Here is a 17,067-nt window from a genome sequence, read left to right on the forward strand (position 1 = left end):
GTACAGCCCAAACTGACTACTTCAATAGCAATTAGCAGTGTAGAATGGCACCATAACGGTTAAGGCCAGTACAAATTAGCATTGTGATTCACAATATTCAACGCATTTTAGTTAAATGGCTTTTCAGGTTCTTTGGAAAAAACAGGCTTACCAACTGATTTCATAGACGTCATAGAACCTTCTTTAAAGGTAGCCGCCCAGTAACTTTTTCCTGATAAAGGGGTTAGGCGTGACAATAAAAACGCCCCCATTAACCACCAGGCAAAACTGGCAATGACTAGGAAGCGATATAAGACAGCAACTGACTTAGTAACGCTATCGGCATAGGCCTCAACAGCAATCGTCGTTTTAGGGCAATTTTCAGTAAGCATGATGCTTTTGCTGATATCCTCTTGGGGAGGACACTCAGACACAACCACGTAACCAGCAGGAGCATATTGCATAGAGGATGCTGTAGCGGCAACAAAGTGCGAAACGATAGGTTTAACGCCCCCCGCATCAACAATGAAAAGACAAACAAACAAAGCGACTGCTACTGAGGGGTAGACAATCAGTATTTTTACTAATGCCGATATAAGCCGGTATATGCTGATTTGTGAAACGATGTGACTAAAATTAAATTTTTTCATTACACCTCCCATTTTGTGTATATAAGTATACACATTTTAAACGGCAAAACAAAAGCATTTTTAGTCTACGCTGCTTTGGGTAATCTATATCTGACTCAACTGGAAGGTTGATTTAAGCTGTATTTTGGTGAAAAATAACGCATTCATTTATAGCGCAGTGAAATATGAACCATGACGCCATTTGGACAAAGTTTAGAAAAGATACGAAGAGACAGAGGTCTAAAACAATTTGAGCTAGCAGATTTAATTGATATAAAGGCGAGTTATGTTAGCGTGCTAGAGCGTGGACACAAAGGGCCACCATCAAAATTCATTATAAGGAAAATAATAGAAAAACTGCAGCTAACTGAGGAAGAAAAACAGACCCTGCTTCACGATGCCGAAATCTCAGCTTACACTTTCACTATACCATACGGAATATCAAGATCAGAATTTGAACTGCTCCACCAACTTAAAAATGAGCTAGGTAGCTTAAACGAGAATCAAATTCTTATTATGAAAACTGTACTCTCCATGCGAATTGAAAGAGAGAGGGCATGAAAACTATGCGGGTACAGTCAGCCCTCAAGTCAATTATATACCCCCGCAAGCTGAGTACCCACTTCCTGCCTATTCGCGTCAACCGGCTTTTGTCAATTTTTCGCTTTAGCCAGCTTACCTGACAGCTGCGCCGTTAGATCGTTAAAGCGCATCTGCTCAGATGCCACCTGCTGCATTAACAGATCGTTTGCTGCAGACAATGCACTGTTTTTCTCTGCAAGCCCAGCCTGAGCCTGCTGTAACTGAGCTTTCATAGCAACAAGTTCTGTTTTTTCGCCCTCAAGCGAACTGAGCTGTGTTCTTAGCGTTGAAAGCTCCTGATCGTAGCTATCCAGGCGCTGCTGAAGCCCGTTCTTTTCGGATGATAATGCGTTAATTTTATCCGCATAATTCACCTGGGCTTGCTGCAGCTTGTCTTGTGATTGCTCCAGGCCGCTTTTCTCACTTTCAAGCACACTTATTTTTACCTTAAATTCCGAGAGGGCTTGCTGAGAGTCAGCTAGGCGCTGCTGCACAGTAATATTTTCAGATTTTAATTGGTCACTTAAACTTTCAGCCCTGTCAGCACGGGTATTTGCTAGGCTTAACTCTTTTTCAAGAGCATCTAACCGGCTGCGCTGATCTGTATAGCGCTGCTCAAGGCCGCGGTTGTCACTGGTCAATTTTTGATTAACCAACTCTAACTGAGAAGCCTTTTCCAGTGCTTCGCTTAGCTGGCCGGTAAGGCGCTCAGCCAATTCTGTAGCTGATTTAATTTCAGATAACAGCCTGGCATTATCCTGTTGCTGTTCTGCCAGCTCGTTTTCTAAATTCTCGTTGTCTTTCTCAATCTTACCAATTACGTCTGCCGCATCAGCCAGTTCATTTTGCGCATCAGCCAGTTCACTGTCTGCTTTTGATTTGGCTTCAAGCGCCGCGTTTAGCGGCGCTTTAATTGCTTCTTGTGCCTGAGCATGTATTTGGCTTATTGATTTGTGCAGGTGATGTACCAGCTCGTCAGCGGTTTTTTGGATAATAGATGGCAACGGGGTGACAGGTGCAAGGTGTTCTGCTGTGGCCGGGGTGGATACACCCAGGACTTTTTCAATGATTGCTTTATACCTGTCGTCACGACCTTTGCCGTCATTCATCTTTTTCAGCTTATAGACAGTAACCTTTTCGCCGTTTTCCAATAACTGCTTGATCTGCCCAATAATTTCATCTTCTGATTTATGAAACTCGTTTGCCATGCCACTTCTCCCAGTAAGTACATTACGCCATATTAGCACATTTTTTATACATTACAATACATACGTTACGTATTGTAATGTAATGTATGATAATCAACATACATTACATTATATGCTTTACACCACCCCAAAGGGGCGGTATAATATTTAAAAGGTCGGGATAGTCCATGACCGGTAGTAAGGGTGGTGATTGATGTTTACAAAAAGAGAGCAGGGGACGATTGACAGGGCTCTGGCTATTCTGGCCAGTAAAGCGGTTAAGACAGATATTTTCATAGCAGAGCCGGGCATAGGTAAGCGAATTGCGCAGCTTTCTTGTGCTGGTACTGATCGCGAGCATTTCGGTGCAATGTGGTTAACGTCTGCGCATCAGTTGATTCAGACAGATATACTGAGCATTGGTACAGTCAGTTCTGCTGCCGTTTACCCCCGCGAAGTGGTTAAAATGGCGCTAAAGCGCAAAGCGTCTGCTGTGGTTTTCTTTCATAATCACCCTGGCGGCACGCTGGAAGCGTCCCGTGCGGATCGCAATATTACAGAGCGGCTTTCGTCAGCATTAATGACCATTGATATTAAGGTGCTCGATCACTTTATCGTTACCGAGCTTGGTGTAATGAGTTTTGCGGAGCGGGGGCTCTTATAGCCCCTTTTTGGAGTTTATATGTCAGATATTAAAGCAACGTACAAAATTACTGCTACCGCTGAAACAGTGGCAGCTTTTAGGAACCGGCCCAGCGCTAAACAGTTTCACGACCCAGAATATAAACCCCCTTCACCTGAAGAGGTTAAAGCGCTGCGAAAGTTGCTGGGGTGGCCTCAGTCTCTGTTAGCGAAGGTTGCCGGAGTTTCGTATGGCCCCAAAGGATCAACGACTGTCCGAAAGTGGGAGACAGCCATTAGTGAAAAAGAACACCGCAAAATACCTTATATAGTGTTTAGGGTAATGCTGCACCATGCCGGTGTCGTAAATATCAATAATGATCCATTTGATGCCGAAGGCATGCAGCGAGCAGTGACCGGAGGGAGCCGCACAGCGGGTACTCAAACGTGATGATAATGGTATATATTTTCTAAATATAAGACGCACGGTAAAGGTTAATTGCCTGCCCTGCTAAACCAATTTCGCATGCGAAATTATTACTGGTGATAATACTAGGCCTACTATGAAAAATAAAATACGTAAGGGTACTTCGTTTTTTTCTGCCGTAATTATTGGAGATCAATCTAACGGGCTAATAACGACCGATGTTGGGTGGGCGGGAATTCATTTATTTGAATCACTTGGCATAGAGTCAACTATAGGTATAGACGGGTTTGAATGTGCTGCACACTTTAAAAAATGGACCGAATCCGTTGTAGGCATGGAACTTAAAGACTGGGAGCCGATTGAGATTTTACTTTATGAATGCTGGATGCCTTGCCTTCATGATCAATTCCCATTGCTTCACGATTACACAGCGGGAGCTAATGAAGCTAATCGATATGATGACCAATTTTGCTATATGGTTTGGCGCGAAAGCCCTGATCCAGATGCAATAAAGGCAACACGCAGAAACGTTTTTGCATTAAGGCACCAAGCGTATTATTTGAAATCCGAAAGAGAGCCCGGATTCCTACATTCCGCATGGAAGCAAAGCTATAAAAATTTAAAGGCTCAAGAAAAAATATTCAGGTGATATCAAAAGCTACGCATTCGCTGGTATAAGGCGGCCACCAGCGAATCGCGGTATAGACATGGTTGCACCTCTTTGTTTCGTTACATTCTTATGTTTTTGAAAGAAGGTTTCCCGCCTGAATCTTTACAAATGACTTTGCACGCAGGATAACCTGCGCAGCTCCAGAACGTTCCGTGTTTGCCTTTGCGTTTTTTTAGTAGATGCTTTTTACACCCAGGGCAGCTGTAACCTTTGAGCGGCGATCCGGCTTTATCACCTAAGACTGTTTTACACCCCTCTTTCCATCGCGTACATAGCCAGTTGGGTTTAAATGAGACAGTGCCATCTTCCGCCTCATTTTTTTTACGAGTTCTGCGCAGTGGTGCCGAACAAACAGGGCAGGGGTAGGCGGGATTGCCTGGCTCTTGTTTTGGCTTACCATTAAGATCATAGGCCGTTGCATTACATTCTTTACTATCCGTGCAACCCCAAAAAGGTTCATACGCTCCATTCTTACTGACAATTCTGCGTAACGGTTTCCCACATTCAAAGCATGGGTGAGGTTCTACAATAGGGGTTTCTGCAAGCGATAATAAACCCGCTTTCACATCAGCGACTGCCGCCGCAAGCACAACGTTATACGTTGTTTTCCCTGTCGCTATATAGTCAAGGCCGCGTTCTATTTCTTTTGTATAGCCTACATCCATAAATTTAAAACGACCAGTTAAGGCATCTACTAGCAAAAAACCGTGATCTGTAGGTATAAACTGCCGCGCTTTCATCATCACAAATTCCCGCTTTTTTATCACGGATATAATTGACGAGTATGTAGCTGGCCGACCAACACCTTGCCGCTCTAACTCAGCTAGCAACCCAGACTCAGAATAACGCCCTGGCGGTTTTGTTGTGTGCTGAGTAACCTCCCCATGTAGCGCAGATAACCTAGTGCCAACAGGTAAAGCAGGCACTGTACTGTTGTCATCTGGTTTAGCATCTTCAGCTGAGTCATCCTTTTGCATTATTTGCAGCCAACCTGCTGAGCGCAGCACTCTACCGCTGACCTTTGCTGTAATGCCCGGCTTGTCCTCAGACTGCAATAAAAGTTCTGTCACATCGTATGTTGCAACTTCCATTTGCGATGCAATTACTCGTTGGCGTATTAATCTGTAGAGTGATATAGCGTCAGGTTCAATGTCATCCGTAAAATCTTTTACGGTGATATCACTTGGCCGTATGGCTTCGTGCGCCTCCTGGGCGCCCTCAGAGCTATTAAATACTCTAGGGGTTGATGGTATTGCACTTTCCCCACAATTATTCACTATAAGCGCCCTGATGGCCTCTACAGCCTCTTGTGATAAATTAGGGCTATCCGTTCGATGGTAAGTAATAATCCCTTTTTCAAAAAGCCCCTGGGCCAGCCTCATTGTTTTATCAACCTCGAACCCCAGGCGATTTGATGCCGCTTGTTGCATCGTAATGGTTGTAAAGGGTGGGGGAGGTGAGCGCCGGTAAGGTTTGCTGCTTGAGCTGGTCACAACCCAGTTTCTTATCGCCGCAACAGATTGTGCCAGGCTCAAATCTTTAATATAGGGGGATTCGTCGTTAGTACATTTTTTTGTGTCCCATAATGCTTCAAACTCAACATCGTCAGCACTAAACACAAAACGCGCACCAAAGTGCTTTGTTACTTTGAACAATTCTATCTCACGTTCACGCTTTACGATGATCAGCACGGCTACCGATTGGACGCGGCCAGCTGTAATGTTTAGCTGTGTTTGGCGGCGCAGTTCAGACGACACAGGAAAACCAATTACACGATCTAGCGCCCGGCGTGTTTTTTGCGCTTCAACTTTCAATAAATCTAGCGGTACAGGGTTCGCAATAGCTTTTTTAATTGCAGCAGCGGTTATCTCATTGTATAGAATTCTGGTGTATCGCTCAGGCTTCAGCTTGAATTCATCAACCACATGCCAGGCTATAGCTTCTCCTTCACGGTCTAAATCCGTTGCAAGGATTATATTTGTGCTTTGTTTAATGTATTGGAATAGCTTTTTTCGGGTAGCGCTATTTTCACCTTCACACACATACAACGCCTCCAGGGTTTCTAAATCTATACCCAACGAGTGGTTTGGTAGATCTCTGAAATGCCCTTTTGTTGCGACTACTGAAAATGTACTACCTAAGAGTTTACCAATTGTTTTTGCTTTTTTGGGAGACTCAACAATCATGAGAGTGGTCATAGAAAATCCTGCTGAAAATATATATACAAGTATACACGGATTTATTTTGACTATCAGTAGCCGTTGGGTTAATTCGCTCTCGTATTTAGTATGCAAGCAAAGCGCGCAGCGCATGGATGCGCGAAGGATAAAGTGCAGGGATGCTACGAAGCGTAGCGAAGTGCTATATTTGTTTTCTGCTTTTGCTTTCACACGTTAAAAAACGTGTTGAGAGCGCGAGTTTATGTCGCGATCTCTAACATCTTTCTTTTATAAGCTTTCCATAAGAAACAGACAGGGGTTATTTCACTCTCTAACAAAGTTATTAGCTACTTTGATCGACTTATTTTGATTAATCTCTATTTCACACCATACAGCTGTGGATAACTATGGTTGGGACAGAAAATCGGGCGATCAAATTAAACTTGCAGCTCACGAGCTGACTAAAAAACCAGCTATTATTGCTCATAAGCAATAGCCTATCCCAGGCTGAACCTGTATCGAATTTTAAAAAGGGTGGGGTTATTGCGGTTTGCCGTAGTCAGGGTATCGTCGTTTAACTTCTGCTTCCAACCACTTTCTATCTGCAGCCTTGTCAGCGTTGTCTTTTATCAGTTGGACCATGTATGCGTTAATTTCTCTGGCCAAAGATGAATCAAGTTTCTTTTTCTTCTCTGCCGGCATCGGTTTAGGCGTTTGAGATTTCTTTGCCTGCTTTCTTAACTCACGTTGCCTATCCTTAAAGACAAACGCTTTGAATAGCTTTTCTTTGGCATTTTCCTGATCTTTTTTGCCTGGATGCGCCAGAGTGTACTTTTGTCTGGCCGTTTTAATCCGGCCACTGGCGTAGCGCCTTAACTCTGATATTGCCTCATAGCTAATACCCGTTAGCGCTACAATAAAATCAAAGTTGACCTTCTTTATGGCATTTTTAGCCCGTATATCGCCGTCTTCATTAGTTTCGAACCGCTTGTATACCTCCCAAGCTCCAGCTCTAGCACAGTTCTCCCAAGCGTCATAATACCTGGTTCGAGGTCTACCATCGTTCCGTACAAATTTATCCCCCATGATAGCAGCAAGATCTTTGTGTGATACCGCATCAAACTCACCATTAAAGCGTGGAGTGCCAACACGGCCACTAGCCCAATCAAGCCTCGAATACACAGCAGATAACAGCAGAACTTCCGCCTCCCTGATCTCAGACCTATTCTGCCGGTAGCCACCATATTTCTTTTTACTGGTGTTCAGATAGCACAGTGTGGGCATTGATTTTGGCTGATAATAATAATCACGCAGCTTTTCAAGTACCAGTTTAACAACCCTGGGATACTCGCGCTTTGTCTTGGGGGCCGTCCACTTTAAAAAAGCAGGACGATCAGGCTGGTGGCCACAACGATTGCCAGTGCCAGAAAAAGGGCCGGGCAACAATTTGGAATTGTCAGATAAGGGCTGAATAGACTCTAACACCCACTCCATGCCTTAATGGCGGTCAGGTGGTTAAAATTTATTCTAAAAAGACCTTGCGAAAATTTCGCATTGAGTATAGTATTTCTCATGTCTATTTGAGTCGGCCAACAGCGCGGAATCCGCCAAGATTATTTAGCGCTGTTGGTCGAATCTTTTTTTCCTGTTTTTATTAAATACCCGGCAAACCTTGCTGCCGATCTAAAACCTTCACACCAGCTATCCTGACTTCATACAAAAGCTCTAAGGCTTCCTGAATAGTGTCTTTCGCAACACACCCGGATTTATTTCTGGACAGTTCGTTGTAAAATTCTGTGTGGCGTTCATCTAGCGTTGTATCAATACGTTTCAGGCCCAGGCTCTTGTGATTATTTCTGGTACGCCGAATTGACTCTGCATTTCTAGTCGCCATGATAACCTCCTAAATTCGATACCGGGCTGTGCTTTCCGTGAAAACTTGCTGAATATAGATCACCCCTGATCAAAGATCAAGCGCAGGATCTCCGCTGCTGGGCAGGCCACTAAACACCCACATAGCTGGTGGTAGCAATTATCAGTAAACAACCTGGTTATCGAGCGCTAAACTGATAGCACAATTGATACTTACCCTTAGCAGGGGGTGATTATTTCAATCACTAAAGAATATTTAAAATTAAATATTTTTTCTACTCTTAAAATTAGTTATCGTTTAGATCGGCTTACAAACAATTCACGACGATAAATGACGACGATAAAACAGAACTACATTGAAACATTTAGACTTAGTATCGTTGAGCTTGCACAACAATCAGATCTAACACCTGAAGAAAAATCAGCAGTTTCCGGCCTAGTATCTGCCGCTCAACTGCTAATTTTACAGTCAGGCTCAAAGAGCATGCTAAGCATAAAAAATACTATAGGCCGGCTAGCGAACCAGCGGGACGATATTTATTCATTAATAGAAAAGCGACAAACTCAAGCCTCTAATATCGCCCCGAGTGAGGTTTAACCTTTTCCTTTTGATATCAGTTTACCCCCAAAAGATACTCCTGCAGTCTGCCGGCAGAGTTATTAGTGGTGGCATATACTCAGCCTGGTAATGCCGTTCTTTATCATTTTTGGTGGCAGTTTCACAAAATTCGAGGGATGGTGGCATTTTGGCCGCTGCGGTCGGCGCCGGCGAAGCGCATTCGCTACCAGTTTGTGCGCCTGGCCAGCTGCAGCTCGATACGCTTTGCTACCACTTGCGCCCAGGGCAACGCATTTTGCCGGTACACCGGGTTAATAGCCTGGTAAACATTCCCCCGGCTTTACCAGTGATATTAACCACCGCCACCACTGCGCCGTGATTTTGGTACCCAGAAAGCGCCGGTATGCCAGGCACTGGCTGAGGTAAGGCTTCCCCCTTGAATTTCGGCTTTTTGCTGGTAGCACTTTAGCGACCGCGGCCGACGCCGGCCACAAAAATATGACACCGCTTTATGTCTGCCGGCAGCAGCTGCAGCTTATATTTTGGTATCATTAATTCTCTACACTACACCTCACCGGCAGACAATAATGTCACTCCATCTTGTTGTATAGTGACGTTTAACTCCGCATATAGTGGGAAAGACAGCAGTTTTTTGGCAACGAGATTGAGCAAGTATGAAATTGTCATACTTTCCTGCAGTTGAAGTTGCGTAGATAAGTTGCTTACTGATAGCGGGGAATGACTTATGAGCTTTAGAATACTTTCTTGCTCAGCAGTATGGGGTTCACGTGTCATATAGCGATGAACCAGTTTCAGATTTTCAGCCATCTGACCACGCATAAGTTGCCTGTCTGTCACTAACACTAAGTAAAGCCCTCTATCGGAAAACTCCTTTTGCAACAATTCCCACTTATGCTTAAACTTTTCTGTAAGAGTCACAGCATAGGGTTTGATCTCCATATAGACACTTGGTTGGCCATACAGTCGAATTAGAAAATCGGGTGTATAGATAAGAGGTCTATTGCTGTTCTCTACCGGAAATGCAAAACGCTGAGGTTGGGCTTCAAAATCGACTACCAAAGGGGAGAATTCAAAGTAGTGACATGCTATGAATTCGTTGTAACCCTCTACGGTGATAGGGGCGGGCTTGTTTGAGGAAACAAATCTAAAAATATTAGTGACTGCAGATTTAGTGATTTTCCGGTTCTGCATAAGAGGGCACTATTTGTAACTAAGTTACATAAGCGTGGCAGAAAATTACAAGAGTTCAAGTTATGCTTAAAAAAGTTCACTTTATGCTTAAAACGACAATTGGCTTGCCGGGATAAATTCAATACTCATTATGCTAACCTTGCTATACACTGTATAAGTGCACAGCAATGTATAGCACAATGAATAGACTTAAGCAGATATCACTACATATTGATCATTTTTACAGTGAGGATGCAATCACCTGATGCGCTTTGAACTTGGTATTCTGATTGCAATAGTGGCCATGCTGTGCGCAGTGCCATTTGGCCGCAATCTGACTGGTAGATATCAACAACAAGCTGATTTTCCTCTGTGACATATAAAAATTCATGCAGATCAGTTTTGCCATTGGATTCCGCCACAGAAGCCAAGCCAGAATACTTAAGTTTTACCGTTTTACCACCAAATGTTGCCGTTGCTGTTTGGCCATGACGCATAGCGGTAAGCCTTACTGCACTGTGAGATATAGTTTGCTCTCCTTTGCCAACGATTACATCCAGTACATAAACAGGCTCCGATAACTCTACAGCTGCAACCGGCTGACTAACGGCGAAGGCCGTTAGTGCCCAAAACAAAAATATAGATTTTTTCATCATAACTTCCCTTACTCTAAAGTTTTTTTATTGAAAAAGTGGTAGCAAATTTTATTCACAAAACCTCCAGCCTAGTAATTTACAAGAATTTAACATAATTAAGTTTATAGGATATGTTATTGATTTTTATAAATATTTTAAGGTAGGCATTCAAGCCTCATTTTTCTTAATGACAGCAACCAAGGTCCCTAAAACTCCAGCAAACTCATTTGCTGACATTGAGTTAAATGGTTCGCCAGAAAACTCCTGAATAACTGCGCTGGGTGTCTGCGAAAAATAATGCAGCAATAATTTCTCTGGTTTACTCAAAAGCTCACGCTTTAGCAGTTCAGGATGATTAGAAAAATCATTATAAATCTGATTAAAAACCACGCAGGGCTTGTGGAAAATACCAGCTTAGAACCAATATATCCAAATTTACTTTTATTCATCAGCACCTAACCTCCGCTTCAGTAAACACCATTTCAGGTAGCTGGACGATAACCCCTGGGATTTCACTCTCAACCGCATAGAGGTTTTCTAGTTCAGAGGTTATACGGAAACAAGTTCCGTCTGGGCGCTTGAAAACTTCAGCCCCAACCTTAATATCCTCTTTTGTAACCTTAACACCAGATGTAATTGTTTGAACTCTGATATTGGAATGAACCAACTCGGCGTTAATATTTATAACATCCCTTAAACCAGACACTGCAGCAAATGCACCAGTTGAGCCAATAGTGGCGAGCAAGGCTGTAGCAAAAGCAATCCCGGTAACACTCTGTCTTTTGATAGATACTTTCATATTTTTACCTGTTTATTTATAGCTACCGCTGAAAACCAATCCACTGCCAATTCTTCAAATTCATCAGAATGAACTATGTATCCAAATCCTACCTCCCTAACCATTCCCTTAGTCTCACCCGCGACCTGCCGAGCTTCTAATACTTGAGCAACAGGTGCATTCCAATATATTATCTCTCCATCAATCTCTTGGGTTACACAAGTTGCACCCTCCGGCCAGTGAAGCTCATTTATCATGTCCTGCAGTAATCTCTCCCCTAAAGGAGCAGGCTGAGGTGGCGCGTCTAAGTTAATTATTATTGTGTGCGTCATAACTTAATATCCATAATCGCACTGTGTGCAGACTTGTATTGAGATATCGCAGAACCTAATCGTTGCACCTCTCGTTGCAACTCAAGAATCTTTGCTTCCTGAGTTTTGATTTTTTCTTGCATGCTCCGGTACTGCATTACAGCCGTCAAAACAGCCTGAGATTTTGTTGCTTTATGTGTAGCGCCCTGCACCTTATCTAATTCGATTTCTTGCGACTCTGTTAGTCGTAACGTCATTGCCATTTTTTAGCCCTCTGCGTGTATACTTGTATACACTATCAAGTAAAAACAGGCCCGTCAACATAAATTGATATCACTTAACCCTTAACAGCGCTGCCGGCAGAGTTATTAGTGGTGGCATATACTCAGCCTGGTAATGCCGTTCTTTATTATTTTTGGTGGCAGTTTCACAAAACCCGAGGGAAGGTAGCATTCTAGCCGCAGCGGCCGGCGCCGGCTAAACGGATTCGCTACCACTCTGTGCGCCTGGCCAGCTGCAGCTCGATACACTTTGCTACCACTTCTGCCCAGGGCAACCCATTTTGCCGGTACACCGGGTTAATAGCCTGGTAAACTTTGCCCGGCTTTACCGGTTATATTAACCACCGCCACTACTGCGCTGTTATTTTGGTACCAGAAAATACCAATATGCCAGGCTCTGGCTGGGGTAAGGCTTCCGCCTTGAATTTAGGCTTTTGGCTGGTGGCACTATTGACTTACGGATGCGTCCAGCGACCAGGCGCAGCAGATAGATCAACTACGCCTCGGATTAATCCCCTTTTTTCTATCTTCAGCCCACTCACCAACAAACAGCCCAAAGAAAATTAATGCCCCTATAAACCAGCCCTGAAACTGATCTCTTGTATCACCATATACAATGGAGCATACAAACAGCGAAATGAACACACATCCGAAGTAGCCGTAAACTTCTTTCTTTCCCCACATAACTTGTTTCCAATATCAGTTGTTTAGTCTCAAAGCTAAACGCGCTGCGTCCGCCTCCGTCTTTATTCCAAGCTGGTATGGCCCAGCATTACAGCTTTCGCAGTACCACCCGTTTTTTCTAAAACTTGCTAAGCCAGGAACATGAGAAATGCACTTATGAACCATGCTATCGGCATTGCAATTCGGGCAGTTCGGAGGCGTCCAGTCAGCAAATTGCATCTGTTTTTCCTGTTACACGTTCTCGTACTTAGAAAGCATATTTTTCTCAATGCTTTCCAGCTGCTCGGCCATAGACCACATGGTGTTATTGTCACGCCTCGACACATGCTTAGACCGAGCAACATTCCGGCCTTTCAGGATGCTTCGAGCAACGCTAATCAGTAAGACCTCATATCTCAATTTCAGCCAATCCATGTCGGGTTTCCTGTGCTGTTAAACGCCAGTTTTGGCGTTATCAATCCATCCGTTTTCGGGTGTCCAAGTGAGTAACTTTTTCGCCCCTTTTATCGTTTCCCTGTTAAGCGCTCCACATATTAGAGCTGCCTCAGTTTTATAAAGATTTTTGTCGAAAACAAACGACCGAATTTCAATTTTACGTGGGACTACTCCATTAGCAACAAAGACTGCAGGCAAAGACTTTGCCGCTTCCAGATCGCTGTAGAAATTCCTCACATGGCCTGCATCGTCATCTATGATGTCCATCTGATAGAACAGTAATTCAGACATGCAGAACCCCACAGTACCAGCCATTTTTAGCTACAGGATTTGAACATGGCATAAATACCCGCTATAAACGCCACAATAAATAAAGAACAATAAAAAATTGAGGGATCAGCTAAATTAAGAAATCTATTTAACAAATACCCCAAAAGAAACACCAAACCAGCTACACACCAGCCAACAATAAGCAAAGGTTCACTCTTTGCAGACTGGTCTTGCTCTAGCTCGTTTAATCGAGCCAGTGCAGCTTTGGCAACTGACGATACAGATTCATCAACAAGGTTGCCTTTTGGACTCGCCAACTCTGCCAACCTTGTTTTAAGTTCTCTTTCTTTCACTCTGCTTATTCCTTGATATTATGCAGCATATCAATTAGCCACATAGCCGCTCTATGGCCACTCGGGAAATAAATATAAGTAGTTCACCTAACTGTTTTTGCATTCTGGGTGTTCTATATCAATTATGAAAAGCCGTGTTTATTCAAATGCAGTTCACGAGCTGCGCCAATGCAACCAAGAACTATTTGCCCTACTATAAAGGCCGGGTGTTCTACACCATCCCATATACCAAGCAAGTACACGGCTCCCATTACTGCCACACCGATCCACATTGACAACATTAGCTTATGAGATTTCCACATCGCGGTTTCCTGTGTTGTTAAATCAATTTACCGATACATCCGGCAGAAGCCGGACGCAGCGGGTAAATCAACTGTTTAATCTCGCTCTGATCGTTTCAGCGCTTAACTTGGCCACGTTCGGGGTTTACTATAAAAACCACTCTTCAAATGTGTTGTAAACTTTCACGGATTCAATAACAACATCTGCGTAACCACCATCAGGGACGCTTACTGCGTACTCAGCACACCTAATCGCAACGTCACGATTAGGAAACGCCCCAATACATCTTTCTTGTCCACTGATCTCTTTTACTAAGCAATGGCTATCGGCGTCGGAGGTTTTATCCCAAACTTTGTTATCATGGTCATACTCTCCAGGACTGCGTATTAAAATCCCATGCATTGACTCAACAGGCTGTTCAATATCGACAGATACATTTTCAAAATTTTCAAGCAACGGCTTTGGCTGCTTCTCGTTGCCCCAGGGTTCGCCTGTAAAATAATGGTCATTGAACTCCTTCAGTAAACGAGTAAATTCTGGGTCGTTAGACGCTATAGCATCTAACTTATGAAATTCAACTTCGCCACGTTTATTAACTTCAGAACTGTCTGAAAACGAAGAGTACCAGTCGTGTTTTTCCAACGATGAAAAAAAATCTGCAATAGTTACCGTAACCTTTTTAGTCACGGCTTCAGCTAAAACCTTATCTCTATGTGTTTGGACTGCCATATTATTCCTTAATAACTGTATGTTGATTGCCTTATTTATTTTAGCGGTTCCGACACTGATGTCGGCTCAGGAGTTTTAATTAGCCGGCGCCGATGTCAGTCAGTGCCAGATCACCTTATTCCTCTATCAAGATCTTCTGGTAATCACTACCAGTAATAGAAGCAACAATCTTGGCCGCTGCTTCATTTGCCGAATGAAAATCACTGTAGAAAACAGGGTACGAACTCCGCTCAAATGGATTGAAAACATCAGCATGACCTTTCGCATCACCGCCCCAATTGTCTTCAATGAAGAACCGCCCGTCTTTGCATTCGACAATCATAATGTCACACGTTTCTTCCTGGCTATAATCCGAGACATGCCAGTGATTTATCGTATTAAAGAATGAATGTGAGCTCCACCTTTTCAGGCCTTCATCCCAGTATTCTTGGGGTATCGTCGTGGCTTTCTTCATGGGTTTCCTCTATTTTTGTTTCTTGACTGAAGCAAGTTCATTTGCGAACCATGCGGCATCATTTCCAATCTTGCAATAGCCATTAAACAAACCCAAATGCACAAACATATTACGTTCTAGGGACAGCTTACAACGAGTTTCATGGCCACAATCAAATCGGACAGTAAATGCCCCATCGGACTGAATGGCGCTTACAATTCGCCGTAGAACACCTTTTCCACCAAACATGCTGCTTCCTCTTATCTGTTTTGCTGCTTATTACCCAAGTGATACGGGCCTGCTTTGCAGCTATCACAGTACCAGCCATTTTTAGCTAATTGACCGATGCCGTAAAAAGCATGCTGCATAGTATCGCACTGGCACTCAGGGCAAGCTGGGGGCTTCTTTTCAGCTTTTGGCAATCGATTCATGATCCCCCCTGTTTTGGGTCGATTTAACACCATTTAGTGTTATTTCAAATTTCATTTAACACCGTTTAGTGTTAAATCGCCGTTTAAACAAACTACTTATCGTTGCTAAGGTCTAAATATCGGGCTACTGAACCTTCGATCCATCGGCCTGAAGTTTTGCTTTCTTAAGGGCTTCTTGGTGCGCAGGAATGTCGCTTTCAATGACAGGCTCGCCATTCTCACCAAGTCGAATAGTCATTCCTTTGTATTTCATACAACGAACAACCGCTTCAGCTTCAGGTTTGTAAGTTACAAATTGATTCGAAATACACTCGTAACCATCACCTTTGCACTTAACAGAGCTATCTATAACCCAATATTTGCTATCAGGCGACTTGTTAGCACTAAATTTTATAGTAAGAAAAGCTTTACCATTACCAACGTTGATAATGTCGGTTTTTGACGTTTCAGCGAATTCAATCCTGGCTTTGTCAGGGCAATTTTCGGGCACGGGAATAACGCTATTCTTGCTAACTGTAGTAGCCTCGCTTTGCCACACAACTTCATTCAACTTTTCCCAATTGTTTTCCCAATCGCTTGCCGATGAAAAAGCAGAGAATAGTGAAAGTGCTAGTAAATTTTTATTCATCAAAGTTTCCTCTTACAGTTTAACGGCTTTATAGCGCTTGATTATCTTCAAACAAGCCGCACAGGTAATGCCGCCACGGGCAACCGTTTTTTCTTTGAATTTGGCGCTGCTCTCGCCGTAACCAAATACCTCACCAGTACACAAAGCCCGTGGTGAAGAATCAATATCTTCTATTACAAGGTGCCAACTTTCATTGTTCGTCAGCTCTCCATCATCATCAACTATGATCTGAACTACACGGTGCGACATACAAACTTTTCCTATTCAATTATTTTGGAACTACAAGGTACGCGACTTGCGAAGCTGACTGGTGACATAAAGCTTCAGCGCCATAACAATTACCAATGCAATAGCCATGTTTATTGCCGAACCGATAGCATGGCTTCTAAGCTCGGGATATAACTCGATTACCGTGTCAGAGAACGACAGGAGATAGCCAGAAAGGGCCACGGCTAGGATAAAGCCAGATAAACCAATAGCAATTACCAGTGTGAAATCAGCGGAAGATAAAAGGGTGCGTTTGTTTGTCATGTGAATTTCCTGTGCTGTTAATTCATTAATTCAACGATGGCTGATTGTTTATTTCAGCGGTTCCGACACTGCATAATAGCCGTCAAAACAGCCTGAGATTTTTTTGCTCTATGTGTAGAGCCCTGCACTCCACCTAATCGGTGTATACTTGTATACACTATCAAGTAAAAACAGGCCCGTCAACATAAATTGATATCACTTAACCCTTAACAGCGCTGCCGGCAGAGTTATTAGTGGTGGCATATACTCAGCCTGGTAATGCCGTTCTTTATTATTTTTGGTGGCAGTTTCACAAAACCCGAGGGAAGGTAGCATTCTAGCCGCAGCGGCCGGCGCCGGCTAAACGGATTCGCTACCACTCTGTGCGCCTGGCCAGCTGCAGCTCGATACACTTTGCTACCACTTCTGCC

General features: G+C 43.5%; 23 protein-coding genes. 4 read left to right on the plus strand and 19 right to left on the minus strand.

Translation table 11 applies throughout. The annotated features are described in order from the left end of the window. Positions 1 to 107: 107 nt before the first annotated feature. A complete protein-coding gene (locus M2404_RS19985) occupies positions 108 to 629 on the minus strand; it encodes a conjugal transfer protein TraP (protein WP_259241758.1) in 522 nt (173 codons plus the stop codon). Positions 630 to 800: 171 nt separating this feature from the next. Between M2404_RS19985 and M2404_RS19990 the strand changes: the two genes are divergently transcribed. Then, the gene (locus M2404_RS19990; protein ID WP_259241760.1) at positions 801 to 1,169 is read left to right on the plus strand and encodes a helix-turn-helix domain-containing protein; all 369 of its coding nucleotides are present in this window, start codon (positions 801 to 803) and stop codon (positions 1,167 to 1,169) included. A gap of 92 nt (positions 1,170 to 1,261) precedes the next feature. Here M2404_RS19990 and M2404_RS19995 read toward each other — a convergent pair whose 3' ends face one another. Continuing rightward, positions 1,262 to 2,398, minus strand: coding sequence for a coiled-coil domain-containing protein (locus M2404_RS19995; RefSeq protein WP_259241762.1), 1,137 nt, complete (start codon positions 2,396 to 2,398; stop codon positions 1,262 to 1,264). Positions 2,399 to 2,591: 193 nt separating this feature from the next. Between M2404_RS19995 and M2404_RS20000 the strand changes: the two genes are divergently transcribed. From M2404_RS20000 to M2404_RS20010, 3 genes are all read left to right on the plus strand, one after another. Then, positions 2,592 to 3,041 carry a JAB domain-containing protein gene (locus tag M2404_RS20000; RefSeq protein WP_259241763.1) on the plus strand — a complete coding sequence of 150 codons (450 nt, stop codon included), beginning with the start codon at positions 2,592 to 2,594 and terminating at the stop codon, positions 3,039 to 3,041. A gap of 18 nt (positions 3,042 to 3,059) precedes the next feature. After that, the gene (locus tag M2404_RS20005) at positions 3,060 to 3,449 is read left to right on the plus strand and encodes a helix-turn-helix domain-containing protein (RefSeq protein WP_259241764.1); all 390 of its coding nucleotides are present in this window, start codon (positions 3,060 to 3,062) and stop codon (positions 3,447 to 3,449) included. Positions 3,450 to 3,561: 112 nt separating this feature from the next. Further along, entirely contained in the window at positions 3,562 to 4,074 is a 513-nt protein-coding gene (locus M2404_RS20010; RefSeq protein ID WP_259241766.1) for a hypothetical protein, read from the plus strand. An 80-nt stretch (positions 4,075 to 4,154) separates the two neighbouring features. Here the strand turns inward: M2404_RS20010 and topA are convergent, their stop codons facing one another. The 17 genes from topA to M2404_RS20095 form a co-directional block, all read right to left on the minus strand. Continuing rightward, positions 4,155 to 6,293, minus strand: coding sequence for a type I DNA topoisomerase (topA, locus tag M2404_RS20015; RefSeq protein WP_259241768.1), 2,139 nt, complete (start codon positions 6,291 to 6,293; stop codon positions 4,155 to 4,157). Positions 6,294 to 6,794: 501 nt separating this feature from the next. Continuing rightward, the gene (locus tag M2404_RS20020; protein WP_259241770.1) at positions 6,795 to 7,739 is read right to left on the minus strand and encodes a hypothetical protein; all 945 of its coding nucleotides are present in this window, start codon (positions 7,737 to 7,739) and stop codon (positions 6,795 to 6,797) included. 169 nt (positions 7,740 to 7,908) lie between these two features. Continuing rightward, positions 7,909 to 8,148, minus strand: coding sequence for a CBS domain-containing protein (locus tag M2404_RS20025; RefSeq protein WP_259241771.1), 240 nt, complete (start codon positions 8,146 to 8,148; stop codon positions 7,909 to 7,911). A 1,101-nt stretch (positions 8,149 to 9,249) separates the two neighbouring features. Then, a complete protein-coding gene (locus tag M2404_RS20030) occupies positions 9,250 to 9,897 on the minus strand; it encodes a Tn7 transposase TnsA N-terminal domain-containing protein (RefSeq protein WP_259241772.1) in 648 nt (215 codons plus the stop codon). Between the two features lie 203 nt (positions 9,898 to 10,100). After that, the gene (locus M2404_RS20035; RefSeq protein ID WP_259241773.1) at positions 10,101 to 10,532 is read right to left on the minus strand and encodes a hypothetical protein; all 432 of its coding nucleotides are present in this window, start codon (positions 10,530 to 10,532) and stop codon (positions 10,101 to 10,103) included. A gap of 147 nt (positions 10,533 to 10,679) precedes the next feature. Beyond that, the gene (locus tag M2404_RS20040; protein ID WP_259241774.1) at positions 10,680 to 10,901 is read right to left on the minus strand and encodes a hypothetical protein; all 222 of its coding nucleotides are present in this window, start codon (positions 10,899 to 10,901) and stop codon (positions 10,680 to 10,682) included. Between the two features lie 58 nt (positions 10,902 to 10,959). Then, the gene (locus M2404_RS20045; protein ID WP_259241775.1) at positions 10,960 to 11,310 is read right to left on the minus strand and encodes a hypothetical protein; all 351 of its coding nucleotides are present in this window, start codon (positions 11,308 to 11,310) and stop codon (positions 10,960 to 10,962) included. Further along, complete coding sequence (locus M2404_RS20050) at positions 11,307 to 11,621, minus strand: hypothetical protein (protein WP_259241776.1); 315 nt, start codon at positions 11,619 to 11,621, stop codon at positions 11,307 to 11,309. The genes M2404_RS20045 and M2404_RS20050 overlap by 4 nt, the downstream gene beginning before the upstream one ends. Next, entirely contained in the window at positions 11,618 to 11,863 is a 246-nt protein-coding gene (locus M2404_RS20055; RefSeq protein WP_259241777.1) for a hypothetical protein, read from the minus strand. The genes M2404_RS20050 and M2404_RS20055 overlap by 4 nt, the downstream gene beginning before the upstream one ends. A gap of 1,134 nt (positions 11,864 to 12,997) precedes the next feature. Next, a complete protein-coding gene (locus M2404_RS20060) occupies positions 12,998 to 13,291 on the minus strand; it encodes a hypothetical protein (protein WP_259241778.1) in 294 nt (97 codons plus the stop codon). 26 nt (positions 13,292 to 13,317) lie between these two features. Continuing rightward, a complete protein-coding gene (locus M2404_RS20065; protein WP_259241779.1) occupies positions 13,318 to 13,623 on the minus strand; it encodes a hypothetical protein in 306 nt (101 codons plus the stop codon). A gap of 122 nt (positions 13,624 to 13,745) precedes the next feature. Continuing rightward, positions 13,746 to 13,925 (minus strand): hypothetical protein, encoded by a 180-nt coding sequence (locus M2404_RS20070; RefSeq protein WP_259241780.1) that lies wholly within the window; start codon positions 13,923 to 13,925, stop codon positions 13,746 to 13,748. 127 nt (positions 13,926 to 14,052) lie between these two features. Continuing rightward, positions 14,053 to 14,634, minus strand: a complete 582-nt coding sequence (locus M2404_RS20075) for a hypothetical protein (protein ID WP_259241781.1) — start codon at positions 14,632 to 14,634, stop codon at positions 14,053 to 14,055. 115 nt (positions 14,635 to 14,749) lie between these two features. Further along, complete coding sequence (locus M2404_RS20080) at positions 14,750 to 15,088, minus strand: hypothetical protein (protein ID WP_259241782.1); 339 nt, start codon at positions 15,086 to 15,088, stop codon at positions 14,750 to 14,752. Positions 15,089 to 15,622: 534 nt separating this feature from the next. After that, positions 15,623 to 16,126, minus strand: a complete 504-nt coding sequence (locus tag M2404_RS20085) for a hypothetical protein (RefSeq protein ID WP_259241783.1) — start codon at positions 16,124 to 16,126, stop codon at positions 15,623 to 15,625. Positions 16,127 to 16,138: 12 nt separating this feature from the next. After that, entirely contained in the window at positions 16,139 to 16,375 is a 237-nt protein-coding gene (locus M2404_RS20090) for a hypothetical protein (RefSeq protein ID WP_259241784.1), read from the minus strand. A gap of 30 nt (positions 16,376 to 16,405) precedes the next feature. Then, positions 16,406 to 16,657: a hypothetical protein gene (locus M2404_RS20095; protein ID WP_259241785.1), complete on the minus strand. Its 252-nt coding sequence runs from the start codon at positions 16,655 to 16,657 to the stop codon at positions 16,406 to 16,408. Positions 16,658 to 17,067 lie beyond the last annotated feature (410 nt).

The organism is Rheinheimera pacifica (assembly GCF_024809855.1).
In the GTDB taxonomy this organism is placed as follows: Bacteria; Pseudomonadota; Gammaproteobacteria; order Enterobacterales; family Alteromonadaceae; genus Alishewanella; species Alishewanella pacifica_A.